The sequence below is a fragment of the Pseudomonas sp. DCA-1 genome (assembly GCF_046523955.1).
Classification (GTDB): Bacteria; Pseudomonadota; Gammaproteobacteria; order Pseudomonadales; family Pseudomonadaceae; genus Aquipseudomonas; species Aquipseudomonas putida_Y.
Genome location: NZ_CP169881.1, coordinates 1,201,104 through 1,226,557, shown reverse-complemented (window position 1 = coordinate 1,226,557; position 25,454 = coordinate 1,201,104). Strand labels below are relative to the sequence as shown.

25 protein-coding genes and 1 pseudogene are annotated in these 25,454 nt (G+C 58.4%); 20 read left to right on the top strand and 6 right to left on the bottom strand.

From position 1 onward, the window contains the following. Positions 1-38: 38 nt before the first annotated feature. From pth to ACE4QZ_RS05980, 3 genes are all read left to right on the top strand, one after another. Positions 39-623 (top strand): aminoacyl-tRNA hydrolase, encoded by a 585-nt coding sequence (pth, locus tag ACE4QZ_RS05990; RefSeq protein WP_003247413.1) that lies wholly within the window; start codon positions 39-41, stop codon positions 621-623. 24 nt (positions 624-647) lie between these two features. Continuing rightward, positions 648-1,748 (top strand): redox-regulated ATPase YchF, encoded by a 1,101-nt coding sequence (gene ychF, locus ACE4QZ_RS05985; RefSeq protein WP_003247414.1) that lies wholly within the window; start codon positions 648-650, stop codon positions 1,746-1,748. Between the two features lie 187 nt (positions 1,749-1,935). Continuing rightward, positions 1,936-3,186 carry a tyrosine-type recombinase/integrase gene (locus ACE4QZ_RS05980; protein ID WP_103463255.1) on the top strand — a complete coding sequence of 417 codons (1,251 nt, stop codon included), beginning with the start codon at positions 1,936-1,938 and terminating at the stop codon, positions 3,184-3,186. On the opposite strand, the gene ACE4QZ_RS05975 is transcribed toward ACE4QZ_RS05980, so the two are convergent. Next, positions 3,178-3,468, bottom strand: a complete 291-nt coding sequence (locus tag ACE4QZ_RS05975; protein WP_103463256.1) for a hypothetical protein — start codon at positions 3,466-3,468, stop codon at positions 3,178-3,180. The two genes, ACE4QZ_RS05980 and ACE4QZ_RS05975, sit on opposite strands and share 9 nt — an antisense overlap. 58 nt (positions 3,469-3,526) lie before the next feature. On the opposite strand from ACE4QZ_RS05975, the pseudogene ACE4QZ_RS05970 reads away from it, so the two are divergent. Then, positions 3,527-3,649 (top strand): annotated as a pseudogene (locus ACE4QZ_RS05970) (integrase); the annotation flags it as partial. A 123-nt stretch (positions 3,650-3,772) separates the two neighbouring features. Here ACE4QZ_RS05970 and ACE4QZ_RS05965 read toward each other — a convergent pair. Further along, positions 3,773-5,797, bottom strand: a complete 2,025-nt coding sequence (locus ACE4QZ_RS05965; RefSeq protein WP_103463257.1) for an ATP-dependent nuclease — start codon at positions 5,795-5,797, stop codon at positions 3,773-3,775. A 224-nt stretch (positions 5,798-6,021) separates the two neighbouring features. On the opposite strand from ACE4QZ_RS05965, the gene ACE4QZ_RS05960 reads away from it, so the two are divergent. From ACE4QZ_RS05960 to ACE4QZ_RS05885, 16 genes are all read left to right on the top strand, one after another. After that, a complete protein-coding gene (locus ACE4QZ_RS05960; RefSeq protein WP_023101967.1) occupies positions 6,022-6,351 on the top strand; it encodes a hypothetical protein in 330 nt (109 codons plus the stop codon). A 97-nt stretch (positions 6,352-6,448) separates the two neighbouring features. Next, entirely contained in the window at positions 6,449-7,417 is a 969-nt protein-coding gene (locus tag ACE4QZ_RS05955) for a DUF932 domain-containing protein (RefSeq protein ID WP_042855646.1), read from the top strand. 79 nt (positions 7,418-7,496) lie between these two features. Then, positions 7,497-8,501: a YqaJ viral recombinase family protein gene (locus ACE4QZ_RS05950; RefSeq protein WP_103463258.1), complete on the top strand. Its 1,005-nt coding sequence runs from the start codon at positions 7,497-7,499 to the stop codon at positions 8,499-8,501. Between the two features lie 92 nt (positions 8,502-8,593). Continuing rightward, positions 8,594-9,544 carry a hypothetical protein gene (locus tag ACE4QZ_RS05945; RefSeq protein ID WP_031299400.1) on the top strand — a complete coding sequence of 317 codons (951 nt, stop codon included), beginning with the start codon at positions 8,594-8,596 and terminating at the stop codon, positions 9,542-9,544. Then, positions 9,516-10,064 (top strand): JAB domain-containing protein, encoded by a 549-nt coding sequence (locus tag ACE4QZ_RS05940; RefSeq protein ID WP_010487172.1) that lies wholly within the window; start codon positions 9,516-9,518, stop codon positions 10,062-10,064. The genes ACE4QZ_RS05945 and ACE4QZ_RS05940 overlap by 29 nt, the downstream gene beginning before the upstream one ends. A gap of 252 nt (positions 10,065-10,316) precedes the next feature. Continuing rightward, complete coding sequence (locus tag ACE4QZ_RS05935; RefSeq protein ID WP_010953427.1) at positions 10,317-11,474, top strand: iron-containing alcohol dehydrogenase; 1,158 nt, start codon at positions 10,317-10,319, stop codon at positions 11,472-11,474. Positions 11,475-11,556: 82 nt separating this feature from the next. After that, on the top strand, positions 11,557-12,234 hold the full coding sequence (locus ACE4QZ_RS05930) for a type 1 glutamine amidotransferase domain-containing protein (RefSeq protein ID WP_024765053.1): 678 nt from the start codon (positions 11,557-11,559) through the stop codon (positions 12,232-12,234). A 9-nt stretch (positions 12,235-12,243) separates the two neighbouring features. Next, a complete protein-coding gene (locus tag ACE4QZ_RS05925) occupies positions 12,244-12,546 on the top strand; it encodes a DUF1330 domain-containing protein (protein WP_010487168.1) in 303 nt (100 codons plus the stop codon). Between the two features lie 69 nt (positions 12,547-12,615). After that, positions 12,616-13,440, top strand: coding sequence for an NADPH-dependent oxidoreductase (locus tag ACE4QZ_RS05920; protein ID WP_010487167.1), 825 nt, complete (start codon positions 12,616-12,618; stop codon positions 13,438-13,440). Between the two features lie 366 nt (positions 13,441-13,806). Beyond that, the gene (locus tag ACE4QZ_RS05915; RefSeq protein ID WP_010953424.1) at positions 13,807-14,907 is read left to right on the top strand and encodes an NADH:flavin oxidoreductase/NADH oxidase; all 1,101 of its coding nucleotides are present in this window, start codon (positions 13,807-13,809) and stop codon (positions 14,905-14,907) included. An 86-nt stretch (positions 14,908-14,993) separates the two neighbouring features. Next, positions 14,994-16,385, top strand: coding sequence for an NAD-dependent succinate-semialdehyde dehydrogenase (locus ACE4QZ_RS05910; RefSeq protein WP_010487163.1), 1,392 nt, complete (start codon positions 14,994-14,996; stop codon positions 16,383-16,385). 251 nt (positions 16,386-16,636) lie between these two features. Next, complete coding sequence (locus ACE4QZ_RS05905; protein ID WP_024765054.1) at positions 16,637-18,136, top strand: aldehyde dehydrogenase family protein; 1,500 nt, start codon at positions 16,637-16,639, stop codon at positions 18,134-18,136. Positions 18,137-18,198: 62 nt separating this feature from the next. Further along, positions 18,199-19,323 (top strand): alkene reductase, encoded by a 1,125-nt coding sequence (locus ACE4QZ_RS05900; RefSeq protein ID WP_010953422.1) that lies wholly within the window; start codon positions 18,199-18,201, stop codon positions 19,321-19,323. 66 nt (positions 19,324-19,389) lie between these two features. After that, positions 19,390-20,373, top strand: a complete 984-nt coding sequence (locus ACE4QZ_RS05895; RefSeq protein ID WP_103463260.1) for an LLM class oxidoreductase — start codon at positions 19,390-19,392, stop codon at positions 20,371-20,373. 138 nt (positions 20,374-20,511) lie between these two features. Further along, a complete protein-coding gene (locus ACE4QZ_RS05890) occupies positions 20,512-20,817 on the top strand; it encodes an ArsR/SmtB family transcription factor (RefSeq protein ID WP_010487150.1) in 306 nt (101 codons plus the stop codon). Positions 20,818-21,100: 283 nt separating this feature from the next. Then, positions 21,101-21,700, top strand: coding sequence for an NTP transferase domain-containing protein (locus ACE4QZ_RS05885; protein WP_024765057.1), 600 nt, complete (start codon positions 21,101-21,103; stop codon positions 21,698-21,700). Here the strand turns inward: ACE4QZ_RS05885 and ACE4QZ_RS05880 are convergent. The 4 genes from ACE4QZ_RS05880 to ACE4QZ_RS05865 are packed head-to-tail and all read right to left on the bottom strand — an operon-like array spanning position 21,678 to position 25,452. Continuing rightward, positions 21,678-22,646, bottom strand: a complete 969-nt coding sequence (locus ACE4QZ_RS05880) for a GTP 3',8-cyclase MoaA (RefSeq protein ID WP_103463261.1) — start codon at positions 22,644-22,646, stop codon at positions 21,678-21,680. The genes ACE4QZ_RS05885 and ACE4QZ_RS05880 overlap by 23 nt on opposite strands. Further along, positions 22,643-22,981, bottom strand: coding sequence for a putative quinol monooxygenase (locus ACE4QZ_RS05875; RefSeq protein WP_037010846.1), 339 nt, complete (start codon positions 22,979-22,981; stop codon positions 22,643-22,645). The genes ACE4QZ_RS05880 and ACE4QZ_RS05875 overlap by 4 nt, the downstream gene beginning before the upstream one ends. A 28-nt stretch (positions 22,982-23,009) precedes the next feature. Further along, positions 23,010-24,218: an XdhC family protein gene (locus tag ACE4QZ_RS05870; protein ID WP_103463262.1), complete on the bottom strand. Its 1,209-nt coding sequence runs from the start codon at positions 24,216-24,218 to the stop codon at positions 23,010-23,012. 13 nt (positions 24,219-24,231) lie between these two features. Then, the gene (locus ACE4QZ_RS05865) at positions 24,232-25,452 is read right to left on the bottom strand and encodes a cytochrome c (protein ID WP_010487144.1); all 1,221 of its coding nucleotides are present in this window, start codon (positions 25,450-25,452) and stop codon (positions 24,232-24,234) included. Positions 25,453-25,454: the final 2 nt, after the last annotated feature.

Below are 25,454 nucleotides of genomic sequence, written 5' to 3'. Positions count from 1 at the left end.
GCACTGTAACCCACCAACTCCAAGGAAGAGCCCCTGACGTGACCGCCATCCAGTTGATCGTCGGCCTGGGTAACCCCGGCCCCGAATACGAACAGACCCGGCATAACGCAGGGGCTCTTTTCGTTGAACGCCTTGCCAGCGCCCAGCGTGTTTCGCTGACCGCTGACAAAAAGTATTTCGGCCTGACGGCTAAATTCAGCCATCAGGGCAACGACGTTCGTTTGTTGATCCCCACCACCTACATGAACCGCAGCGGCCAGTCCGTAGCGGCCTTGGCCAATTTCTTCCGCATCAAGCCGGAAGCGATACTGGTGGCACACGACGAACTCGATCTGCCCCCGGGCGTTGCCAAGCTCAAGCGCGGCGGCGGCCATGGTGGGCACAACGGCCTGCGCGACATCATCGCGCAGCTCGGCAACCAGAACGACTTCCACCGCCTGCGGCTTGGCATCGGCCACCCGGGTGACGCCAAACTGGTATCCAACTTCGTCCTGGGCCGCGCGCCGCGCGCCGAGCAGGAGAAGCTCGACGCCAGCATCGATTTTGCCCTCGGCGTGCTGCCGGACGTGCTTGCCGGCGATTTCGCCAAGGCGATGCGTGAGCTGCACAGCCAGAAGGCCTGATTTCCTTTAGAGAGGGGAATACCCATGGGTTTCAATTGCGGCATCGTCGGCCTGCCCAACGTCGGCAAGTCCACCCTGTTCAACGCCCTGACCAAGTCTGGCATCGCGGCGGAGAATTTCCCTTTCTGCACCATCGAGCCGAACAGCGGCATCGTGCCTATGCCCGACGCTCGCCTGGCTGCGCTGGCTGAAATCGTCAAGCCAAACCGCATCCTGCCGACCACCATGGAATTCGTCGACATCGCCGGCCTGGTTGCCGGTGCCTCGAAAGGCGAAGGCCTGGGCAACAAGTTCCTCGCCAACATCCGCGAGACCGATGCCATTGCCCACGTGGTGCGCTGCTTCGAAGACGAGAACGTGATCCACGTTTCCAACAGCGTCGACCCCAAGCGTGACATCGAGATCATCGACCTCGAACTGATCTTCGCCGACCTCGACAGCTGCGAAAAGCAACTGCAGAAGGTAGCCCGCAACGCCAAGGGCGGCGACAAGGATGCCTTGGCGCAAAAGGCCATTCTGGAAAAGCTGATCCCGCACTTTACCGAAGGCAAGCCTGCACGCAGCCTGATGAAGCACATGGCTGACGACGAAAAGGCCGTCATCCGTGGCTTCCACTTGCTGACCAGCAAACCGGTGATGTACATCGCCAACGTGGCCGAAGACGGCTTCGACAACAACCCGCACCTGGACGTGGTCAAGGCCATTGCCGAGGAAGAAGGCGCGGTAGTGGTGCCGGTGTGCAACAAGATCGAAGCAGAAATCGCCGAGCTGGAAGACGGTGAAGAGAAGGACATGTTCCTCGAGGCCCTGGGCCTGGAAGAGCCTGGCCTGAACCGCGTGATCCGCGCCGGTTACGAACTGCTGAACCTGCAGACCTACTTCACTGCCGGCGTGCAGGAAGTACGTGCCTGGACCGTACGCGTCGGTGCCACTGCCCCGCAGGCAGCCGGCGTCATCCACACCGACTTCGAAAAAGGCTTCATCCGCGCTGAAGTGGTGGCCTATGACGACTTCATCCAGTTCAAGGGTGAAGCCGGTGCCAAGGAAGCCGGTAAGTGGCGTCTGGAAGGCAAGGATTACATCGTCAAAGACGGCGACGTGATGCACTTCCGCTTCAACGTCTAAACAGCAATTTGTATTTCACCGGACCTTACCGGACACAGAACCCCTTGAGAAATGAAGCCTCAAGGGGTTTTTCTTTTCCGAAAAGGTCCGACAAGAATCTATACGATCCGCATATTTACCGGGTACGCTACCGGGTATCGAAAAATTCACCTACCCATATAACCGGGTATAACAGGATTGAGCAGCCATGCCGCTTACCGATACCGAGTGCCGTACCGCCAAGCCCAAGGAAAAGCCCTACAAGCTCACAGATGGCAATGGCCTTTACCTTGAGGTGAAGCCTAACGGGGTTAAGGCATGGCGCTATCGGTTCGAGCTGAACGACGGAACCGGCAGGAAGGAAAGCGTGTTCGCGATTGGGGACTATGTAATCGCGCCCAAAGGGGAATCACCCGAGCACGCCGAAGAGCGCCGCAAAGGGCGCCGCTTCACTCTTGCGGAGGCACGCGATGAGCGCGTGAAAGCCCGCGCCCTAGTCATACAGGGCATCAATCCCGCGCACCACCGGCAACAGGAGCGGGTGAAGCGCGACCACGAGAAGGCCATTACGTTTGAAGCCGTCGCCAAAGAGTGGCTTTCACTGAAGGACTGGGAGGAGATCACCAAGTCCAGACGACTCAACATGCTTGAACGCGTCGTTTTTCCCAAAATAGGCGATCTGCCGATTAAGGCCATCACCCCCGTGCACATTCTGGAAGTGCTCAGAGCAGCTACTCAAGACAATGGCCCATCTGTTGCCCAGGAAGCCAAGCGGAGCATGTCCGGAGTTTTCGAGCTGGCAATTTCCACGCTGCGAGCCAGCACCGACCCGGTACACCCCGTTCGAAAAGCCCTGCCAGCTAACAAGACTCAGCACAAACGCCCTCTCTCCACCGAAGAAATTGGCCAACTGTTACGCGATGTCGAATCTCACGGCGGGCGCCATGAGACCCTCTGCGCTTTCCAGCTCATGTGGCTGACTCTTTGCCGCCCCAATGAAGCTGTAGAGGCTCAATGGGCAGAGTTTGACCTGGAGAAGGCGCTTTGGCGCATTCCCGCCGAACGGATGAAAAAGCGCAAAGATCACACAGTGCCACTGCCGCGACAGGCAGTCGAAATACTGCGAGGCCTGCATTCCATAACAGGAAAATACACCCACGTATTTCCTCACCGCGACGTACGCACCCGCCCAATGGTTGCGGCCTCATTCCGCCAGATGCTCAACACACTTGGCTGGGGAGGTAAATACAGCCCGCATGCCACGAGGACAACGGGCAGCACCAGACTCAATGAGATGGGCTATTCAGCAGACTGGATCGAAAGACAGCTCGCCCATACCGAGCAAAACGCTGTCCGCCGCACCTACAACCATGCCGAGTATTTGAGTGATCGAGCCATGATGATGCAGAGATGGGCGGACATGCTGGACAGCTGGAAAAAGGAAAAGCCCTTAGGCTGACTTGAAAGACACGTCCCTGACCACTTTTACACCTTTGGGCTTTTTAACCATATCAGAATCATTAACATCGCCCCCCTCATTGCCTAGGGTAAAGGACACTACCCAAACAAACTGACCGAACTCCGACTCAGCTGTGAAGGTTACTGACCACTCCTCCGAGTCATCTTTATTTTTCAGACCTGATTGCTTTTCCAGATCCCCTTGGGACAGCTGGCTGGCAGAAACTTGATGTTCAACGCCGTTCATCTCGAAAACGAGTTGACCTACTGGCTTAACTTGCATAGCTCCTCCCATGTCAAAGCAGAGGACTATAAACGAGCCGCTTAGCTGGCACTACTGAGTTAAGCGCAGACGTCCGATGATGGCTTGGTGGAGCGAACACATCCAGCAAGCAGCTACCGGCAACCTTTCAATGTCGGCCATCAAGGAAAATCGGGACAGAAAGGTCGTATCGATACGCTAACCCCTGTCGAACAAACAGAGTGGAGGACTTGGCCAAGGTGATACACACCCGTCGCATGAATGGACGCATGGTCCCGCAACACCCGATATGAACAGGCCACCCGTAGAGGTGGCCTATTCACTTTTAACTCTCGAAGGGCTTTGGATCCCGAACAACGTGCTTTTCCAATCGCCCGTTGATCAAGGCAAACAGCGCCTCGAATTGCCCAAGGCTTTGCTCTGGCAGCACATTTTCCGGTTCCGTCGCCATTTTCTTGAGAAACAGTCGTGTTGGTCGAGTCTTATGGAAAGGGATTTCAAGATCTGCAAGGCCCGCTTCAATGCGCTTGGCGATGCGCGGGATATTGGCATTTAACTTCAACTCCTTCCCGTTCAGCTCTTTGTTATAGCTCTCTCGCACAAGAGCCTCGTAGACCGCCGGATCGAGCAAGTCCTCGATATCTGCTTCGTTCGGTTGGGGCGAGAACGCTTCCGATACGAATACGACGTTCTGGTCACGGATAAGCTTCGCCTTGAGGAGCTCGTCCTTGGTCACCTTAGAGTCACGCTCGGTGTCGAGAAGAACCAAAACGTTGAGTGCTTCCGAAGTCAGCAACGCAACCATGTAAGAGACCTTCTGCGCGCCTCCTGCTGGAGTCATTGTGAGAGCGGTACTCAGTGCAGTTCTTCCCTTCTCGGACGCATAGCCGCTGACGGCGCTCAGGATCCAGAAGTCTGTAACTCCCTCGACAACAAGATTGTTGGGGCCGACAAAGAGGCTCTGAGCTAGGTCATAGCCTAGCGCCGCCTGGAGCGGAAACAACGTCCTAGCATCTCCCGTAGGGTCGTTCGTGACTGTGGTGCCGACTTCCTCCGCAATGTTAACGGTACGGACTGAGTCCAGCGCATGCGTCGGCACCATGAAGGGCGAATGCGTGGAGTAAAGAATCTGATTGGTGAAATCCACTTCCAGATGATGGAGGAGATCTGATTGGGACTTGGCATGCAGGTACAGGCCGGGCTCATCTAGCAGGAGTACCGCGTTCTCCGCATGGCCTCCGTCTGTATCAGCCGAAAACGTGATGTAGAAAGCGAAGAACCATTGAAAGCCTCGGCTCCTGTCGTTGAGATTTACTTCAACGTCGTATGTGCTCGTTGGATCAGAGATGATTGTGTCGATGTGTTGGCCATCAAGGTTGAAACGAATCTTAAGCGCGCGATCTTTCCACAGTCGTTTAATCTCGCCGGTGACAACAGCACTAGCACGGTTCGCGAGTTGATTCCGGGTTTCGTGATCGTTTTGCCCATGAAGCTTCTGAAGCTCTTCGGGATTGAGACCTGCAACCTTGCACAGTTTCTCAAAGTTCTGGTCCGAGTCCTCAAGCCGCCCCTGAGACTTCCGCTGGATGTAGGCGGAGATGTCTTGATGGCCATCAAGTTCTGGGTACTCATCGACATAGATGAATTTTGGAATTGCGCCAACAGCCCAGTCACGAGCCTTCTGCTGGGCAGCCTTATCGCCCACGATGCTCTCAGCCAGCTCCTCAAGCTCGGAGAGCACCTCCTCCTGCTTGTCAGTCAAATCAGCATCAGCACCAGCCAACGCAGTCCGTAAAGCCTTCGCCGCCGCCACAGTCTGGCTGGCCCATATATCACGCTGCCTCGTGGCAGATGCAGCAGTCTCGAAGGCATCGGCTGCCGCATCCAATGCACCAGGCGTTTCCTGCTTCTGCGCCGCAGCGCGCACTGCCGCAGCTACCTTTCTGACCTTGCCTTTGATGTCCGTTTCGTCGAAGGGAATCGCCTTGAGCTCGGGAAATCTCACCGTCCTAGACTTGCCATAGCTGCGCCCGATGACGACCTGGGACACCTCCGTGGCTCGCGGAAGAAGCTCAAGCAGAGCCTCTTTGTCCTCATCGTCTAACATCCATGTCGTTGACAGAACGGGCGTATCGTCTGTGCACTCCTCTAGGCGCCTGTGCCGGGGAAAATCCTTGATGGGTCTCAAAGCTTCAAACCCTGCAATCGGGTTTAGACTGTGCAACGCACGAAGCAGATTCGACTTGCCGCTCTCGTTCCGCCCCAGAAGGGCTGTAATCCGAGAGACGGCGATCTCACCACTGTCATTGATAGAGCGATAGTTACGAACTCGGAATGACTCTAGCCTCATGGCTGCCCCCAGTCTTGTTGGCCCAACTCTGTATAGGTGCGGACATTCTAGACAGAAAGCAAGTGGAATAAGGATGGCCGGACGCCGCTATCGCGAAGAGTGGGTGCATCGGGTCGCTTTCGGCCCACTCCGACAGTTAAGTACCCAGCCAAACGACAATCCGATTCCAAAAAATCTCAGTCACACATTACCGCAATGACATCAGCACCAAGGAGGTTCGTCCCATGTCATTGCAGTGCCCCCGCTGTCACTCCCCAAAAGTCGCTTCTTTCCATCACGCCATGAAAGCTGGCGCGGCCATCGGCGCAGTCGGTGGCCTCGCACGTGGCGTCAGCGCTGCCTTGGCTGGCGGCAAGGCCGGCGCAGCGCTCGGCGTAATCGCCGGCCCGGTCGGCATCACCCTCGGCTCGGTATCGGGTGCCATTCTCGGCGGCCTGGCCGGCAGCGTCGGTGGCTGTGCGATCGGTGCCCAGCTCGGTGAATCGCTCGACCGTCATGTCCTGGCTCACAACCTCTGCCTGCTCTGCGGTCACCGTTTCAATCTGCCGGCCTGATCCGGTCACAGCTCTCCTCTTCCTTATCTCTCATTGATTGCCGGTGCTGCGCTCTGCGCGGCGCTTTGTGCCGGCCTGCACCCAAAGGAAATTCGTCATGGCTCATCAAATCGAACAAATGGCCTACGTTGGCGCTACTCCGTGGCACGGCTTGGGCAACAACCTGCCGCAGAAACAGCCCATCGAAGTCTGGCAACGCGAAGCCGGTATGGACTGGCAGATCATGGAAAGCCCAGTGCACTTCAAGTCGGACGCCATCGGCCATCTGGGCGCGATCCACTCCTTCCCCGAGCAGAAGGTGCTCTACCGTTCGGACACCAAGGCACCGCTGTCAGTGGTCTCGCAGCGCTATCACACCGTGCAGCCTCGGGAAGTGCTCGAATTTTATCGTGACCTGACCGAGGTCTCCGGCTACGAGCTGGAAACCGCTGGCGTGCTCAAGGGCGGTCGCAAGTTCTGGGCGCTGGCGCGTACTGGGCAGGGCGCTGCACTCAAGGGCAACGATCAGGTAAATGGCTATTTGCTGCTAGCGACCTCCTGCGACGGCACCCTGGCTACCACTGCAACGCCCACCACCATCCGCGTAGTCTGCAACAACACCCTGACCATCGCCCTGGACGGCACCAGTCGTGCGATCAAGGTTCCGCACAGCACCCGCTTCGACGGCGACCTGGTGAAGAAACAGCTCGGAATCGCCGTCTCGCAATGGGACGACTTTATGTACCGCATGCGCCACTTGGCTGAGCGCAAGGTGCAATGGCACGAGGCGCTAGGCTTTTTCATGAACGTGATGTGCGAGACCAGCCCGACCGGCGCCCTGCCGGAGCAACTACCCAACGAGCGCGCTCTGCGCAAAGTGCAGGAGCTGTACGAAGGTCGAGGTCGCGGCAGCCAGCTGGACTCAGCACGCGGCACTGCCTGGGGCCTGCTCAATGCCGTCACCGAGTACGTCGATCACGAGCGCCGGGCACGCAGCACGGAGTATCGCCTCGACTCCGCCTGGTTCGGCCAGGGTGCCCAGATCAAGCAACGCGCCTTGGATACAGCCCTGCAATTGGTCGCCTGACCTTTTACCAACCCCAACCCATAACGCCCGACCCGCTTAGTTGCAGGTCGGGCGTTTCTATTTCTGCAAGGTGAACGCTATGAAAGCCACTTCATTGAATCGCAGCACCAGCAAATCCCGTCCGGCTCTGCGCCTGGTTAGCACCAAGGAACTGCCACGCGAGGACTGGCTGCAGATCCGCAAGCAAGGCATCGGCAGTTCGGACGCTGCGGCTGCTGTAGGCCTCAACCCCTATAAATCGCAGTTGGAGCTGTGGATGGAAAAGACCAGTCGTGATGCTGGCATGCCCAAGGCCGATCCTCAGGATGAGGAAAGCCCTATGTACTGGGGCAACGTGCTGGAGCCCATCGTGGCCTGGCACTACAGCAAGCGGACTAAGAACAAGGTTCGACGTATCAACGCCGTTCTGCAGCACCCGGATCCAGAGCTGCCCTGGATGCTGGCCAATATCGACCGCGAGGTGATCGGGGCTGACGATGTGCAGATCCTGGAATGCAAGACAGCCGGCATAAACGGGGCACGCCTCTGGAAAGAGGGCGTGCCGGAGTATGTGCAGCTGCAGGTGATGCACCAGCTCGCCGTCACCGGCAAGCAGGCGGCGGATGTAGCAGTACTGCTGGGTGGTCAGACGCTGGAGATCCACCGCATCGAGCGGGATGAGCAGATGATCGCTCGCCTGATCGAGTTGGAGCGCCAGTTCTGGCACTACGTGGAAACCGACACCCCACCGCCGGCCGATGGCACCGCCTCCGCTGAGTCGGCCCTGCGCTGCCTCTACCCGGAGGACAACGGCCAGGTCGTCGACTTCAGCCAGCATGCTGGTCTGTCAGCGGCTTACATCGAGCTGAAGGCTGTTCGTCAGTCGATTGCTGAGCGGGAAAAACGAGAGGCTGAACTGAAGCAGATGCTGCAGCAGGCCATGGGCGATGCCAGCCGTGCGGAGTTCTCCAGCGGCTACGTCAGCTGGCGCAAGGCCAAGGACAGTATCGGTCTCGATGTCGCTCAGTTGCTCAAGGACAAGCCCTACCTGCAGGCCAAGTACCCACTGCTGAAACCGGGTGCACGACGCTTCCTGGTCGGCTGAAACCCAGCTGTTCCAACCCTTCCCTCCCCCTTGGCCAGCTGATGCAGTTCGCGCTGCGTGGCTGGCCTTTTTTCATTTCCAGGAGACTCACCATGCTCAAAGGTCTGGCTATCACTCCGCCGGTACTCGGGCGGATTTCCATCGGTAAGGTCATCGAGAAGAATGGCAAGCGACTGCCGGAGAAGGATGACCAATTCACCATCACGTCCCAGGTGCAGGGCAAGGACGGCTGGCTTCTGCACCCGCTCAATGACGAGCTGCGTCAGGGCAAGGACGACAAGCTGCGCAGCATTCCGGTACGCCTGCTGTTCAACGAACCGGAGCTGAATTTCCGGGCTGACTACACGCTGTTCGACCGGCAATCGGGGCGCCCGGTTTGCGTCGGCAATGGCGAAACCTGCAAGCGGGTCACGCAGGACGGCATGCAGTCGATGCCATGCCCGTCACCGGATGCCTGTCCGCTCGCCAAGGGCGGTGCCTGCAAGCCCTATGGCCGACTGAATGTGGTCATTGGTGATGAGGATCCGCTAGGCAGCTTCGTGTTCCGCACCACGGGCTTCAACAGCATCCGCACCCTGGCAGCTCGCCTGCATTACTTCCAGGCCATCTCGGGCAACCGCCTGGCCTGCCTACCGCTGGAGCTGCGTTTACGCGGGAAATCCACCCGACAAAGCCATGGCACGCCGATCTTCTACGCCGACCTCACGGTGCGCAGCGGCATGGATATGGCCGAAGCGCTGGTGACCGCCAATGAGCTCGATTCACGGCGACAGGCAGCAGGATTCAATCAGGATGCCTTGGATGAGGCGGCACGGCGTGGCTTTGGCAACGGCGCATTCGAGGACAGCGAGGAGGATGCCAGCGCCATCGTTGAAGAGTTCTACCCAGAAGGTGAAGTGCCCGCCTCAACAATCAGACCACAAGCCACCTCCAGCAAGCCCAGCCTGGCTGAGAAGCTGGAAGCGCAAGCCCAGCGCCATACCCCACCGACCGATAACCCTCAAGGAGCCCACCATGCGCTTGCACAAGCTGAAGGCCAGTGAATCGACCGGCACCTACCTGGTCGAGTCGCCGGTCACCGAAACCGAAATCCTGCTGATGGCCCGACAGTTGGCGAATCTGCGTCTGCGCCGGGGGCGAGCACTGACTTCACCAAAGGAAGTGTTCGGCCACCTGCAGGCGCTGCTGGGCGACTACGAGCATGAGGTATTCGCCCTGCTTCTGCTCGACAGCCGGCACCGGGTGATCGTCTTTCACGAACTGTTCCGGGGCACTCTGGACAGTGCCAGCGTCTATCCCCGGGAAGTCGTCAAGACTGCTCTGGAGCACAACGCCGCGGCAACCGTGCTGGTTCACAACCACCCTTCCGGTGAGGCACTGGGTCTCAGGCAGATCCTTCTGCTACAAAGCGAAGTCCGCGTGGTAACGCTTGGCTGCATCAGTCGATGCGCTGCCAATGAAGCTTCTGCTGCTTCATTAGCAACCATCGAAACAGCGTTGTATAGATTATCCACAACCGAAAGTAGACGACCGGTCTATTTTTTTGATACGGTAAACCTATGACTCCCGATGCCCTATCATCAGTGCCTAGCAACAACCCTCGACATCGCGCGGAGCTTACGCTGCTTGGCGGCAACGCCTTTGGCTCGGGACCAGGAATGCAGACGAATGCCACACCAACTTGGTTGCCTTTAGAAGCAAGCTTCTAACCAATCTTCAGCTATTTGGTGCGCAATGCGCGCCGACGAGCTTCTGCAATAAAAATTTCACCAAAAAAATATACGACTGGTCTACTTTTAAGGAATAGAGAAATCTATGCTCAATTTTGACTTCCACAACCCCACGCGAATTATCTTCGGTAACCAAACCATTGCCCGGCTGGATGAGCTGATTCCGACTGAAGCCCGCATTCTGCTGCTCTATGGTGGCCAAAGCGCTCGTGCGAGCGGGACGCTCCACGAAGTCCGAGAGGCATTAGGTTTCCGGGAGGTGCAGGAGTTCGGGGGTATAGAGCCGAACCCCAGCTACGAAACGCTAATCAGGGCCGTTGATACGGTTCGCATCCATCGCTTGGACTTTCTACTAGCCGTTGGTGGAGGCTCGGTCATTGATGGCACTAAGTTCGTTTCCGCCGCTGTTGGCTACGACGGTGATGCTTGGGACATCCTTGAAACGCGGGGCGCAAGTATTCGGCAAGCCTTGCCATTCGGTACCGTACTAACTCTGCCCGCAACTGGCTCAGAAATGAACAACGGCGGTGTGGTAACTCGCCGAGCGACACAAGACAAGTTGCCGTTTCGCAGCCCTCACGTGTTCCCGCAATTCTCGATTCTTGATCCTACTAAGACCCAGACCCTCCCTACCCGCCAACTCGCAAACGGCGTAGTAGATGCGTTCGTGCATGTCATGGAGCAGTACCTTACCTACCCAATCGATGCCCGCGTGCAAGACCGCTTCGCCGAAGGGCTGCTGCAAACACTGATCGAAATCGGTCCGCTGATGCTGGAGGAGTCTGCGGACTACAGCACCCGCGCCAACCTCATGTGGACGGCCACTCTGGCGCTTAATGGCTTGATCGGTGCGGGTGTGCCACAGGACTGGTCTACGCACATGATTGGTCATGAGCTGACCGCACAGCACGGCATCGATCACGCACGGACGCTGGCTATCGTGTTACCCGCAAATCTCGAAGTTCGCCGTGAAGCCAAGCGCGCCAAGTTGCTGCAATACGCCGAGCGGGTTTGGCATATAAGCCAAGGGGACGAAGAACAGCGCATTGATGCCGCCATACAACAGACCCGGACACTCTTCGAGAGTCTGGGCCTACCGACGCGCCTATCGGCCTACCAGCTTGGCGCTGACGTCATCGATGCGCTGATCAACCAGCTCGCCGCTCACCGCCTAACCGCACTCGGCGAACATGCCGACGTCAGCTTAGACGTCAGCCGCAGGGTGCTTGAAGCCAGCCTCTAAGCCGTGCCGCTAGCGTCGCACACCCACGCTAGCGGCGCATAACCAAACAGCCATAACTACTTTTATCCGCAAGGTAAATCACATGAAGATCCTCCTCGTTCTGACTTCCCACGAGCAACTTGGCAACACTGGTGAAAAGACCGGTTTCTGGCTCGAAGAGCTGGCCGCGCCCTACTACGCCTTTATCGACGCAGGCGCGCAACTGACCCTGGCATCGCCCAATGGCGGCCAGCCACCGCTCGACCCAAAGAGCAATGAGCCTGACTTCCAGACCGACGCCACCCGCCGCTTCGAGATTGATTCAGTCGCCACGCACGCGCTGGCCAACACGCTAAAACTCAGCGACTTAAACGGCGCCGAATTTGATGCTGTGTTCTACCCCGGCGGCCATGGCCCGCTGTGGGACTTGGCCGAAGATGCCGCGTCCATCGCCTTGATTGAGCGCGCCATCGCCGCCGGCAAGCCTGTTGCGGCGGTTTGCCATGCGCCCGCGGTGCTGCGTCACGTCAAGGGCAGCGACGGCCAGCCATTGGTCGCCGGCAAGGCGGTCACCGGCTTCAGCAACAGCGAAGAGGAGGCTGTAGGCCTGACCCAGGTGGTGCCGTTCCTGGTCGAGGACATGCTCAAGGCTCAGGGCGGCCACTACAGCAAGACCGCCGACTGGCAGGTACATGTCATCACCGACGGGCTGCTGATCACGGGCCAGAACCCGGCCTCCTCCGAAGCCACCGCCCACGCGCTGCTCAACGTGCTGAGCTAAGGAGGCCCGATGTCCGCCTACGTGGTTTTCACCCGCGAGCACACCACCGACGCTGCTGAACTGCAACGTTACGCGCAGGAGGCGCCTGCCGCACGAGAAGGGCACGACGTCACACGTCTGGCTTTCTACGGTCAACTGGAGGTGTTGGAAGGTCCATCGATCGAGGGAGCGGTCATTCTACGTTTCGAAGATATGACAGCCGCTCGAGCCTGGTATGCCAGCCCGGCTTACCAGGCGGCGCTAAAGCATCGTCTCTCCGGTGCGGAGTACCGAGTTTTTCTAATCGAAGGCACCGACACATCACCTAACTGACACGCGTGCACAAGTCGTTATGAGCGTATATCTCGGCTTGTGCATGTCATTGCACTGGAACAATCCATCATGAGCCTTCAAGACGAAGCACTCAAAGCCTGGCAAGCCCGTTATGGCGAGCCAGCTAACTTACCTGCTGCCGACACCGTGATCGCGCAGATGTTGCAGCATCGATCAGTACGTGCCTACAGCGATCTTCCTGTGGATGAGCAGATGCTGAGCTGGGCGATCGCGGCGGCCCAGTCAGCCTCGACTTCCTCGAACCTGCAAGCTTGGAGCGTGCTCGCCGTGCGGGATCGCGAGCGTCTCGCGAGGCTTGCCCGACTGTCCGGTAACCAGCGCCATGTCGAGCAGGCACCGCTGTTCCTGGTCTGGCTCGTGGACTGGTCACGCCTACGCCGACTAGCCAGAACCCTTCAGGCACCGACTGCAGGTATCGACTATTTAGAAAGCTACACCGTCGGTGTTGTAGATGCAGCTCTGGCCGCTCAGAACGCCGCACTAGCTTTCGAGGCCCAAGGACTGGGAATCGTTTACATCGGCGGAATGCGCAACCACCCGGAAGCGGTGTCCGAGGAGCTTGGCCTGCCAAACGACACTTTCGCTGTATTTGGCATGTGCGTCGGTCATCCCGATCCGGCACAGCCCGCCGAGATCAAGCCACGCCTGGCGCAATCAGTGGTGCTTCACCGTGAGCGCTATGAGGCCACCGAGGCAGAGGCGGTTTCAGTTGCTGCCTATGACCGAAGGATGAGCGACTTCCAACATCGTCAACAACGCGAAAACCGTTCCTGGTCCAGCCAGGCCGTGGAACGTGTAAAAGGAGCGGATTCACTGAGCGGAAGACACCGCTTGCGAGATGCATTAAACACCCTAGGTTTCGGCCTGCGCTGAGATAGTGAGATATCCCATGCCTATTCCCGCCGCCCTGAACCGGAGCACTAATACCTGGCAACTTTGCTTTGCTGCGCTCTCGCCGTTCCTTGTTGAAACGGTAGTGATCCATTGGTCGACATTCACCCGACACTCAAGGTTCCAGTGGCCGGATAGCCGCGCACTGCAAGACTTCGGGCTTTATTCACAACCAACCAACTACACCGACAGACACCTTTCCAGAACGGCAAGGTCAAGCGAGTTAAACCGTAAATGATCTAAGGACTTTAGTTGGACGAGCCTACCTCTTGGTTTCCGGAGCCTCATTGCACGGTTCTATCCGAGCGATGTGGGTGAGTTCCTCCATAATTCAATCGGAGAACCATCGTGTCAGCGCTATTCGAACCGTTCGAACTAAAAAGTCATTGCTTACGTAACCGCATTGCCGTGCCGCCTATGTGCCAGTACATGGCCAACGAGGGGCTGGTCAACGAGTGGCACCACATCCATTACGCGAGTATCGCGCGTGGCGGAGCAGGACTAGTGATAGTTGAAGCGACCGCAGTCTCACCTGAGGGGCGAATCACACCCAGTTGTGCTGGGTTATGGAGCGACAAGCAAGGCGAAGCCTTCATCCCCATTGCCCAGGCAATTAAGGCAGCTGGTTCCGTAGCGGGTATTCAGCTCGCTCATGCAGGTCGCAAAGCAAGCGCGAATCGGCCTTGGGAGGGCAATGGTCATATAGCCGAAGACGACCACCGTGGCTGGCAAACAATCGCACCGTCTGCCATCGCTTTCGGAGCCCATTTATCAAAGGTCCCCAGGGCAATGTCCTTGAGCGATATCGCGCAGGTGCGTGAAGAATTCGTCATGGCTGCACGACGAGCCTTGTCAGCCGGTTTCGAATGGCTGGAACTACACTTCGCGCACGGCTATCTAGGCCAGAGTTTTCTCTCTGCGCATTCCAACCGACGCAGCGATGGCTACGGTGGCAACGTGGAAAACCGCAGGCGTTTTCTCATCGAAACCATGTCTGCAGTGCGCGAAGTATGGCCTGAGCACCTTCCGCTGACTGTACGCCTCGGCGTAATCGAGTACGACAACCAGGATGAGCAGACACTGCTCGAAGCCATTGCGCTGATACGGCAACTCAAGAACGCAGGTGCCGACCTAGTCAACGTTAGCACGGGCTTCAACATCCCGAACACTGACACTCCCTGGGCACCGGCATTCCTTGCACCAATCGCCGAACGCATACGCCATGAGGCGGGCATTCCCGTTGCTGCGGCCTGGGGTATCGAGTCGCCAGCCCTGGCCGACCGCTTGGTGCGCGATGGCCAGGCTGATCTGGTAATGGTCGGCCGGGCCCACCTCGCTGATCCACATTGGCCATACGCGGCAGCTCGCACCCTTGGCGTCGAGCGCCCCGCATGGGTACTGCCCCCCCCTTACGCCCACTGGCTCGAACGGTATACGCCGGTGGAGTAATCCGAGTTTCAGCCCCTGTCACCACGTACGGAAAGACCGGAGCTTTTCATGCCACCATGCCACCATGCCACGAGTAGGAGAATCACATGGCTTACGCCACTATCAACCCCTATAACGGGGAATTGCTCAAGACCTTCCCAGAAACCACCGACGACCAGGTCAATCAGGCGCTGGACGACGCACATAGCGCGTTCCTCGACTGGAAAGAACGCAGCTTTACCGAACGCAGTGCCATTCTCCAGCGGGCAGCTGAGCTGCTACGCGCCCAGGCCAGCGACTATGCCCACCTGCTAACCTTAGAGATGGGCAAGATCACCGCTGAAGCTTTGGGCGAAGTCGAGATTTCAGCGCGAATTTTAGAGTATTACGCTAAGCATGCGGAGGGGCTGCTAGCTCCAGAGAAACTCCCTGTTGCAGAACCGTCCGAGGGAGAGGCAACTTTAACTCACGAGCCGCTGGGAATCATTCTAGCCATCGAACCATGGAACTTCCCCTACTACCAAGTAGCACGCATCCTCGCTCCGCAATTAGCAGCCGGCAACACCCTACTGCTCAAACATGCGTCAAACGTACCGCAGTGTGCTGCAGCCTTCGAACAGTTGATGCTAGATGCGGGCTTACCCTCGGGAGCTTTCCGCAATCTCTACGCAACGCGTCAACAGATCGAAAGCATTATCAGCGATGATCGTGTTCATGGTGTCGCTCTGACTGGCTCTGAAGGAGCAGGCGCCATCATTGCTGCGCAGGCCGGCAAGGCGTTGAAGAAGTCGACCCTGGAACTAGGTGGTGCAGATGCCTTCGTGGTACTGCGCGATGCCGAGCTGGATAAGACTGTGAAGTGGGCCGTAATCGGGCGTCACTGGAACGCTGGACAGGTGTGTATTTCCTCCAAACGCATGATTGTGGTGGACGAGGTCTATGAGGAGTTTCTGAGTCGCTACACAGAAGGAGTGGCGCAGCTTAAGGCTGGTGATCCCTTTGCCCAGGAAACCACGCTGGCCCCTTTGTCATCGCAGGCCGCCGCCGACGAGATTCGTCAGAAGATCCAGGTGGCAGTCGCTCACGGCGCGAGAGCCACCGAAGTCGGCCCCAGAGTCCCTAGACTGGGGGCCTTCGTGCAACCAACTATCCTGACTGACGTAGAGCCCGATAATCCCGCCTATTACTGGGAGTTCTTCGGCCCAGTGTCGATGATCTTCCGTGCCAGGGACGAGCAGGACGCGGTGCGTATTGCCAACGATTCGCCGTTCGGTCTGGGCGGCTCGGTATTCACCGCCGATACTAAGCATGGCGCCGAGGTGGCCAAACGCATCTCCACTGGTATGGTGTTCGTCAACCATCCCAGCACCTCGAGGGCCAACCTACCCTTCGGTGGTATCAAACGCTCCGGCTACGGGCGCGAGCTAATCGGCTTGGGCATCAAGGAATTCGTCAATCACAAGCTGATTAGCGTCATCGATATTGACGCGCCGTTCTAACTTCATCTGCACATCAACGCAAACATCAATACCTGATGCAGCCAGCCTCCTTGATGAATAGATCAAGGGGGGCTGGACTACATAGGCAACCCTGGCGCGAAGCACGGCGCGTTCCCGGCTGATCCAGAAGTGAGCTGCAAGGGTGCGGAGATATGCATAAGTGCCGGAATACAAAGCTACATATTGACATATCTGAATATTACGAATAGCCTGAATTCGTAAACCACCCTAGGCACCTCATGAGGTACCCCATGAAAGATTCCAGCGATACCCATCCGAATCACCTTCCCGACAGCTGTTACGGCCTGTTTATCGACAACCAGTGGGTTACGGCCGAATACGGTGAAACCCTCGACATTATCAACCCCGCCAACGGAAAAATTCTCACCAACATTCCAAACGCCACAGCTGCCGACGTCGACCGCGCGGTGCAGGCCGCACAGCGCGCCTTCGTGACCTGGCGTACCACCTCACCAGCGGAACGCGCCAATGCGCTGTTGAAGATCGCCGACCTACTGGAAGCCGATGCCGATCGGTTCGCGGTTCTGGAAACCCTTGATGTAGGCAAACCCATTCGTGAAAGTCGCTCCGTCGACATCCCACTGGCGATTGATCACTTCCGCTACTTCGCTGGCGTAATCCGCAGCCAATCGGATGAGGCGGTCATGCTGGATGAGCAAACACTCAGCATCGCTCTCAGTGAACCCCTCGGCGTCGTGGGCCAAGTGATTCCGTGGAACTTCCCGCTTCTTATGGCCGCCTGGAAGATCGCTCCAGCCATCGCGGCGGGTAACACCGTAGTTATCAAACCTTCTGAGCTGACCCCGGTAACCATCCTTGAACTAGCGAAGATCTTCGCCAAGGTACTTCCGGCCGGCGTGGTCAACATCGTCACAGGCTTAGGCACCACAGTTGGACAGGCGTTACTGGATCATCCGGACCTACGCAAGCTTGCCTTCACCGGCTCGACGCGTGTCGGCGAACTCGTCGCCAATGCGGCAGCGAAGAAAATAATTCCCGCCACCCTTGAACTGGGCGGCAAGTCGGCCAACATCGTTTTCCCCGATGCGAACTGGGACAAGGCCGTGGAAGGCGCAGTCCTCGCCATCCTGTGGAACCAAGGCCAAGTCTGCGAATCCGGCGCTCGGCTGTTCGTTCACGAATCCATCTACGAGCGATTCCTGGCTGAGCTCAAGCATAAGTTCGAAGCTGTGCGTGTGGGTGACCCATTGAACCCGGACACCATGATGGGCGCACAGGTCAGCAAGACCCAGATGGAACGGATCCTCGGCTACGTCGATATCGCCAAAGAGGAAGGTGCCGAGGTACTGATCGGCGGCGGTCGTCTTACAGGTGCCGATTACGATGCCGGCTTCTTCATCCAGCCAACGATTCTGGTCGGTGTTCGCAACGATATGCGCGTCGCCTACGAGGAAATTTTCGGCCCAGTTCTGTGCGTCATTCCTTTCAAGGATGAAGCGGAGGTCATCGCCATGGCCAACGACTCCGAGTACGGCCTAGCGGGTGCAGTCTGGACCCAAGACATCAACCGGGCGTTGCGTGTGGCACGCGCGGTGGAAACCGGACGTATGTGGGTAAATACCTACCATGAGATCCCTGCCCACGCCCCCTTTGGTGGCTATAAGAAATCTGGCCTGGGACGGGAAACTCACAAGTCAATGCTGGAAGCCTACAGCCAGAAGAAGAACATCTACGTCAGCCTCAACGAAGCACCGCTCGGGCTCTTCTGACCTCGTTGATCCATGTTTTTTAGCTTACAACATCCAATATTTTAGATATGCAGGTAAATGAAATGACACAATCAGAACTTTTCAAAACCACTCAGCTGGGCCCATACACCCTCAAGAACCGTATCGTACTGCCGCCACTGACGCGTTCGCGCAGCTCCCAACCCGGCAACATTGCGAACGACCTCATGGCCACCTATTACCGTCAGCGCAGCGGTGCTGGCTTCATGGTGACCGAGGGCACCCAGATCGAACCCCGGGGACAGGGTTACGCCTGGACACCCGGCATTCATAGCCCAGAACAGATACAAGGCTGGCGTAAGGTCACCGACGCTGTTCACGCCGAAGGGGGGGTGATCTTTGCTCAACTTTGGCATGTAGGCCGCGTGTCGCACACATCGCTGCAGCCCGGTGGTGAAGCGCCCGTCGCGCCATCAGCCATCCGCGCGGACAACGTCAAGGTGTTCATCGAAACTGGCCCCGGCACGGGTGCACTGGCCGACCCATCGACCCCACGTGCCCTGTCCACCAAGGAGGTAAAGGAACTGGTTAAGCTCTACGCCCAAGCAGCCCGAAATGCCTTGGACGCAGGTTTTGACGGGGTGGAGCTTCACTGCGCGAACGGGTACCTGGTAAACCAGTTCATTTCGGCCCATACCAACCAGCGTGATGATGAATATGGCGGCTCGCTGCAGAACCGTCTTCGCTTCCTGCGCGAAATCACCCTGGCCGTTGCTGGTGTCGTCGGCAAGGAGCGCATGGGCGTTCGCTTCGCCCCGCTGTTCGCGACCACAGACGAAGACCGCGTATACCTAGGTCTGGTCGAAGAAGATCCGCACCAAACCTACATCGAGGCCGTGAAGATCCTCGAGGAAGTGGGCATTGCCTACCTGTCGCTCGCCGAAGCCGATTGGGAAAACGCCCCCGAGCTGCCTGAGACGTTCCGGGAAGATGTTCGTAAGTCCTTCAGCGGCAAGATTCTCTATGCCGGCAAGTACACCGCTGAACGAGGAAATCGCGTGATAAAAGCTGGCTGGGGCGACCTGATCGCTTTTGGTCGCCCCTTCATTGCGAACCCCGACCTGCCCGCTCGTATCGCCAACAACTGGCCGCTTAACCCAGTTGATCCAAGCAGCATGTACGGCGGTACCGATAAGGGCTACACCGACTACCCGACTTACAAATCCTAAACGCTCAATGCCACGCCCCATAACTCAGGGGCGTGGCTCAGCGTTTGCTGACCGAGGAAGTTAAGCATGTACCAACCGAGCACGATCCCCTACCAAGAGCATAGGGGATTCAAACGAACCTTCAGGCAGGGTCATCTAAGCCTTGGGCTGTTCTTTCCCCTAGAGGCTTTCGAAGGTGATACACCGAGCATGCTAGATCAGGTAGCGCTGGCCAAACGTGCAGAGGCGCTTGGTTTTTCGGCGCTCTGGTTTCGCGACGTCCCACTCAGGGACCCAAGCTTCGGCGATGTCGGCCAGGTTTTCGACCCTTGGGTGTACATGGGATATATGGCCGCCCATACAACAAAAATCGCATTAGGCACGGCCTCCATCGCCCTTACACTGCGTAATCCCCTGCACACGGCAAAGGCCGCAGCAAGCATTGATCAGTTGAGCGGAGGTCGCTTGCTCCTGGGAGTAGCCTCTGGCGATCGTCCCGTGGAGTTTCCCGCATTCAGCATCGATCCCGAAAAGCGTGGCGAGGCCTTTCAAGAAAACTGCGAGGTGATACGTCAAGCTCATCGAACACACTTCGAGCCCATTCGCTGGAGTGGAGGCGAGTTGTTGGGGGCCGATCTCATTCCCAAACCCACGACCCGTGAAATACCGCTATTCGTAACCGGACACAGCCGCCAGTCGCTCGATTGGATCGCGCGCGAAAGCCATGGATGGATCAACTATCCACGCCCACCGAAAATACAGCGACTGATCGTGGAGGATTGGCGACAGGAAATATTGAAACAGTGTGGTCCCACCTACAAGCCGTTCTTGCAGTCGCTTTATATCGACCTTGACGAACACCCGTCCACGCCGCCCTCGCATATCCATCTTGGATTCCGCCTGGGACGTGACCACCTTCGGGCCTTACTGGATACGCTTGAGGAAATCGGTGTGGACCACGTCATCCTGAACCTCAAGTACGGTAAACGCCCCGCAGCAGAGGTTATCGAGGAACTTGGCAAGCACATCATCCCGCACTTCGACACACAGACGTCCGATAGCCCGGCCTGATAGGGCAATAGGATTTCAGTCCAGAGCAGCCAGTCTTTTTGACAGGCGGGCGCGCAGAGGTCACGGAGACGCCTTCCAATTTTCTACGCGAACTAGGAAAATATCTAAATATCGCAAAAAACAGGTATAGAAAAATCTATGACCATTGATGTCAACGAAGCCCTTAAAGCATTGGCGAACCCGATGCGCCTAGCCATCCTTAATTGGCTCAAGGATCCCAGGACAAACTTTCCCGAGCAGGAGGTAGATCCAGAGACGGTAGGTGTGTGCGTCAGTATCATCCAGGAACGCACGGGCCTCTCGCAGTCAACGACATCGCTTTATCTCGCAGCTCTACAGCGCGCGCAATTGGTGACATCGCAGCGGATCGGCCCCTGGACCTACTACAAGCGCCACGATGAGAATATCGATGCCTTCTTCAAGGCGCTGCAAGAAAGAATCTAGGGCTGCACACCCTTGTATTTCTGACTGATTTCAGTCTTTACCGATGTCAAAAACAGCAATCTGACCAAATAACGATCAGATCATCCGAAGCTTCGAGTGATCGAACAGCATTACCAGTGATGCGGTGCGCGGAAAAAACGCTCCTATAGCAAAACTGCCACTTGACAACGCTGAAACCAGGGGCTGTACACGCAAAAGACAGCACACTCCAGAGAGGGACGCGAAGCCCTTCAAGTGCTCTTCTACGGCCAACCTTCTTTAGGGGGCAACATAGATTTTCAACATGACAGAACCGCGCCGCAACCCTGAGTGTATTGGCCTGGTACTCGCCGCCGGCACCGGGCAGCGCTTCGGCAGCGACAAACGCTGCGCCAAGCTGGCCGACGGCAACAGCCTGCTACGCGCAACAGTGCTGCGCACGCAAGAAGCCTTCAGCGATGTTCGAGTCGTGCTAAAAGCCGAGGACGATGCCCAGGCCCTGGCTATACCGCCTGGCGTTCAGCTGGTACGTGCGGCCCACGCCAAACAGGGCATGGGCTCAAGCCTGGCTGCCGGCATCCAGAGCCTGGCACACTCGCAGGCCACTGCGGTGGCGGTGCTGCTTGGAGATATGCCGTGGATTTCTGCCGCCACCCTGCGGCAACTGCGAGCGCAGGCCGACGCTGAACATATCGTCGTGGCTTACTGCGAGGGTCAGCGCGGCCACCCGGTGTTGTTCGGCCGGCGCTTCTGGCCGGAGCTGATGCAACTGCAAGGCGAGAATGGGGCCAGGGGCTTGATCGCCAGCCATGCGCAACAGGTGATTGCCGTGACGCTCGATGACCACGGCATTCTGCGGGACGTCGACAGGCCGGACGACCTCAGCCACCCACCGATTTCATAATCAGCGCGCTGCCGGTAAACGTAGCGTCCTGCTTGTCCGCCAGCGCACGGCCGAGCAACGCGGTGAGCTGCGGCTGTGCCTGCTCAGTCGGCAGATCCAACAGCGTGCCCATAAAGTGCCCGCGATTGGATGACAGACATCCGTATAAACTGCCGGTAGACGACAGGCGCAGACGGCTGCAGCTCCGGCAAAAGGGCGCGCTTTCGTTGGCAATGATGCCGAACGCCCCGCGCTCGCCAACGCTATAACGCAGCGCGGTGGAGTCTACCGGCGCCTCAGCCTGGGTGAAGGCATAACGCTCGCCGATAAGCTCCAGCAGCTCGCGCTGGCCGACGAACTGGGTACGAAAAGCCTCTGCATTCTGGGCCAGATGGCCCATGCGCATAAGTTCGATAAAACGCAATTCGTAGCCCTGCTGAAGGCAGAACACCAACATGGGCAAAACTTGATCGAGGTTGCTACCACGCATCGGCACCATGTTGATCTTGATGCTCATGCCGGCTCGGCGCGCCTGCTCAATGCCGTTGAGCACCGTCTGCAGGTCGCCGCCCTTGGCGATCGTGCGGAAGGCACTCGGGTCGAGCGTATCGAGGGACACATTGAGCCGCTGGATGCCGGCGCTGCGCAATAACGGCAGTTTGCCGGCCAGCAACTGGCCATTGGTGGTCAGGCTAATGTGCTGCAACGCCAGCTTACCTACGCCCTGCAGAAAGGGCTCCAGCCGGTCACTCAGCAGCGGCTCGCCGCCGGTAATGCGCAGTTCCTCAACCCCGGCAACATCCCTGAGCAACTCGACGGCACGCAGCATCGACGCGGACGTCAGCTCATCGCGTGCGGCCACCAAGCGACGGCCATCGGCCACACAGTAGGTGCAGGCGTAATTGCATGCGGCAGTCAGACTCAGACGAAGTTTGCGAAAACGCCGACCATGTCGATCAACTATCACTCGACAACGCCCGTACGGGGATCAATGGCGGGTTCGATGTCCTCCGCCAGCGCTTCAAGCACATAAACCTGACGATCGCTTAGCAGCTCGCCCAAGGCATTGGCCATGGTCGTGTAATGTGGCATCTGCCGATGGCGCGCTATCGCCTCATGGCTGGCCCAGCGCTCGACGAAGACAAAACGCCCGGCCTGTTCAATACAGCGATTCAGGACGTAAGACAGGCAGCCGTCTTCGGCGCGCGATGGTTGCACACAGGCGCGCAGAATCTGCTCGACCTGCGACTCTTTGCCAGCCTTGGCTATCAGTATCGCTACAACGCGTATGGCTTGACTCATGCTGATGGGTTCCTCGGTTGATAAATTGTTAACGCTGCACGGCCACCAGCCGACAACCTTCTGCCGCAACATCCGTTTGATCCCGGCCAGCCATTAGCACAGGGTCGCTGTCATGGATGCTCGCAGATCTGAAGCGCAGGCTGCCGCCATTGCGGCCGTTGAGCACTGCCTGAATTTCCGCCAGCACCGCCATGGCCACGCATTCCGGGGTGTCGCCACCCAGGTCCAGGCCGATCGGATAATGCAAACATTCCAGCCCCGGCAGCTCGTCCTGTGGTTTAGCCAATTGTTCGTGGATGCCGGCCAACAAGCGCTCGGTGCGCTCACGCGGCCCCAACTGACCGACATAGCAGGGTTCACTGTGCAGCACACCCTTTAGCCAATGCGCGTCTTGCACCAGGCTGTGGGTCATCACCGCCACCGCAGCCCCGCGCACCAGCTCGTGGTAATCGAAAGGCTGCTCTACATCGCCGACCAGCACCTGGTCAGCCTCGGCAAAACGCTCGGCCCGGGCAAAGTGCGCCCGGCCGTCGATCACCGTCACATGCCAACCCAACAGCTTGGCCATGCGCACCAGCGGCTGGGCATCATGGCCCGCGCCGAAGATCACCAGACGCCGCGCCGGCGGCAAGTACTCCAGAAGCACTTCCACTTCGCCGAGACCATTCGGGTAGAGACCACGGGATGACTTGCCGCGCAGCAAGGTCTGCTGCAGGTCGGCGCTGATTTGCTCAACCAGCACCGAGCGCAGCAACTCGCCCGCGGCCTCCTGCCCAGGCATCAAGCACAAACGCTCGCCTAAGCGTGGCGCAGCCGCGCCCGAGCTGACGATTACCGTGGCGATGGCCGCAGGCTGCTGGCGGTCGCGCACGCTGAGCAAAGCATCGACCAAGGCGCAAGGGCCGGCCGGCAGGCGCTCGAACAGCACGTGAACCTTGCCGTTACAGCCCAGGCCGAAGCTCAGCGCTTCCTCGCTGGCGTCATCCGCCTCTGCGGTGCTGTAGCTGCGCAGCGCCGGCCCGGCTTCGGTCAGCCACCAAGCCTTTTTCGCCACTTCCGCCTCCAGGCAGCCGCCACTGATGGTGCCCTCGGGCCGGCCGAAGCGCGACACCAGCATGCGCGCACCGGGCCGCCGATACGCCGAACCTTCGACCTTGACTACAGTCGCAAGCACCGCTTCGCGGCCAGCCTCGCGCTCGGCCAGGAGCGCATCCAGCAATGTGTTCAGGCCCGACATGCAGAACCTCCGCTCAATGCAGGGACTCGGTCCGGCGCTTAGCCACAGCCGGCACCGAAACCTGCGCACCACTCTCGCCGAAACGCTGCAACATAAAGCTGCTCAACGCGGCCAACTCTTGATCGGTATAAATGTTGCCGAACGATGGCATACGCCGATTCACTGGGGCGTCGGCGGCGCCGTGGCCACTCAACAGAATGCCGAGCAAGTTGCTGGCGGCCGGATCGTTGACCGTCTTCAAGCCCAGCAGCATGGCCGTCTGGCTCTGGTTGCCCGTGCCGTCCCAGCGGTGGCAACTGGCGCAGGCTTCGGCGAACAGCTTGTTGCCGAGTGCACTGCCGCTGCCCGGTTCTGCAAGCGTGACCTGCTGCGGGCGAGGCACGCCTTCACTGCGCGGTGGCGAGTCCTTGAGGAACACTGCAATCGCCTGACGGTCAGCGTCAGTCAGGTGGCGCAAGCTGTTTTCCACCACCTCCGCCATGGGCCCTGAAGACAAACCCAGGCCTGGCGCTGCGCCATCCTTCAAATAGCCAGCTAGCACGTCCGTGGGCCAGGCACCAATGCCGTGCACGGGGTCGGCACTGATGTTGTAGGCGTTCCAACCCTGGATCAGATTACCGGCCAGCGAGCGCTCGCTGCTGACAGCCTGAAACAGGTTGCGCGGTGAATGGCATTCGCCGCAGTGACCCGGCCCTTCGACGAGGTATTTGCCGCGATTCCACTCAGCAGAGCGCTGGCTGTCCGCCTGAAATGGCTCATCGTTAAGGAACAGCAAATTCCAGAAAACCATGCCCCAGCGCTGATTGAACGGGAAGCCGATGTGGTTTTCGCGCGGTGCTTGCTCGACCGGTTCCAGGCTATCGAGATAACCCTTGATCGCGAGGATGTCATCGCGCGACATCTTGCTGTAGGAGGTATAGGGAAACGCCGGGTAGTAGTGCTTGCCGTCACGGCCAATGCCGGTCTGCAGCGCACTGACGAACTCGTCATCGGTCCATGCACCGATGCCGGTTTGCGTGTCCGGGGTAATGTTGGGCGAAAACAGCGAGCCGAACGGCAGCTTGAACTCAACACCACCGGCGAAGGGTTGACCGCCAGACACGGTATGGCAAGCCACACAGTTGGCAGCGCGCGTCAGGTATTCGCCCTTAGCCAGCAAGTCCTCTTGCGCATAGGCCGCTTGCGCCAGCAGAGCCGCGCTGGCGAGCGTCAGTAGGTTGCTTATTAATTTCATCA

Bases quoted from the DNA above. Each gene is read 5' to 3' on its own strand.
- ACE4QZ_RS05895 (WP_103463260.1), top strand. From the start codon at position 19,390: ATGTACCAACCGAGCACGATCCCCTACCAAGAGCATAGGGGATTCAAA.
- ACE4QZ_RS05975 (WP_103463256.1), bottom strand. From the start codon at position 3,468: ATGCAAGTTAAGCCAGTAGGTCAACTCGTTTTCGAGATGAACGGCGTT.
- ACE4QZ_RS05950 (WP_103463258.1), top strand. From the start codon at position 7,497: ATGAAAGCCACTTCATTGAATCGCAGCACCAGCAAATCCCGTCCGGCT.
- ACE4QZ_RS05980 (WP_103463255.1), top strand. From the start codon at position 1,936: ATGCCGCTTACCGATACCGAGTGCCGTACCGCCAAGCCCAAGGAAAAG.
- ACE4QZ_RS05875 (WP_037010846.1), bottom strand. From the start codon at position 22,981: ATGAGTCAAGCCATACGCGTTGTAGCGATACTGATAGCCAAGGCTGGC.
- ychF (WP_003247414.1), top strand. From the start codon at position 648: ATGGGTTTCAATTGCGGCATCGTCGGCCTGCCCAACGTCGGCAAGTCC.
- ACE4QZ_RS05890 (WP_010487150.1), top strand. From the start codon at position 20,512: ATGACCATTGATGTCAACGAAGCCCTTAAAGCATTGGCGAACCCGATG.
- ACE4QZ_RS05870 (WP_103463262.1), bottom strand. From the start codon at position 24,218: ATGTCGGGCCTGAACACATTGCTGGATGCGCTCCTGGCCGAGCGCGAG.
- ACE4QZ_RS05865 (WP_010487144.1), bottom strand. From the start codon at position 25,452: ATGAAATTAATAAGCAACCTACTGACGCTCGCCAGCGCGGCTCTGCTG.
- ACE4QZ_RS05935 (WP_010953427.1), top strand. From the start codon at position 10,317: ATGCTCAATTTTGACTTCCACAACCCCACGCGAATTATCTTCGGTAAC.
- ACE4QZ_RS05910 (WP_010487163.1), top strand. From the start codon at position 14,994: ATGGCTTACGCCACTATCAACCCCTATAACGGGGAATTGCTCAAGACC.
- ACE4QZ_RS05925 (WP_010487168.1), top strand. From the start codon at position 12,244: ATGTCCGCCTACGTGGTTTTCACCCGCGAGCACACCACCGACGCTGCT.
- ACE4QZ_RS05965 (WP_103463257.1), bottom strand. From the start codon at position 5,797: ATGAGGCTAGAGTCATTCCGAGTTCGTAACTATCGCTCTATCAATGAC.
- ACE4QZ_RS05920 (WP_010487167.1), top strand. From the start codon at position 12,616: ATGAGCCTTCAAGACGAAGCACTCAAAGCCTGGCAAGCCCGTTATGGC.
- ACE4QZ_RS05900 (WP_010953422.1), top strand. From the start codon at position 18,199: ATGACACAATCAGAACTTTTCAAAACCACTCAGCTGGGCCCATACACC.
- ACE4QZ_RS05955 (WP_042855646.1), top strand. From the start codon at position 6,449: ATGGCTCATCAAATCGAACAAATGGCCTACGTTGGCGCTACTCCGTGG.
- ACE4QZ_RS05905 (WP_024765054.1), top strand. From the start codon at position 16,637: ATGAAAGATTCCAGCGATACCCATCCGAATCACCTTCCCGACAGCTGT.
- ACE4QZ_RS05930 (WP_024765053.1), top strand. From the start codon at position 11,557: ATGAAGATCCTCCTCGTTCTGACTTCCCACGAGCAACTTGGCAACACT.
- ACE4QZ_RS05940 (WP_010487172.1), top strand. From the start codon at position 9,516: ATGCGCTTGCACAAGCTGAAGGCCAGTGAATCGACCGGCACCTACCTG.
- ACE4QZ_RS05945 (WP_031299400.1), top strand. From the start codon at position 8,594: ATGCTCAAAGGTCTGGCTATCACTCCGCCGGTACTCGGGCGGATTTCC.
- ACE4QZ_RS05960 (WP_023101967.1), top strand. From the start codon at position 6,022: ATGTCATTGCAGTGCCCCCGCTGTCACTCCCCAAAAGTCGCTTCTTTC.
- ACE4QZ_RS05885 (WP_024765057.1), top strand. From the start codon at position 21,101: ATGACAGAACCGCGCCGCAACCCTGAGTGTATTGGCCTGGTACTCGCC.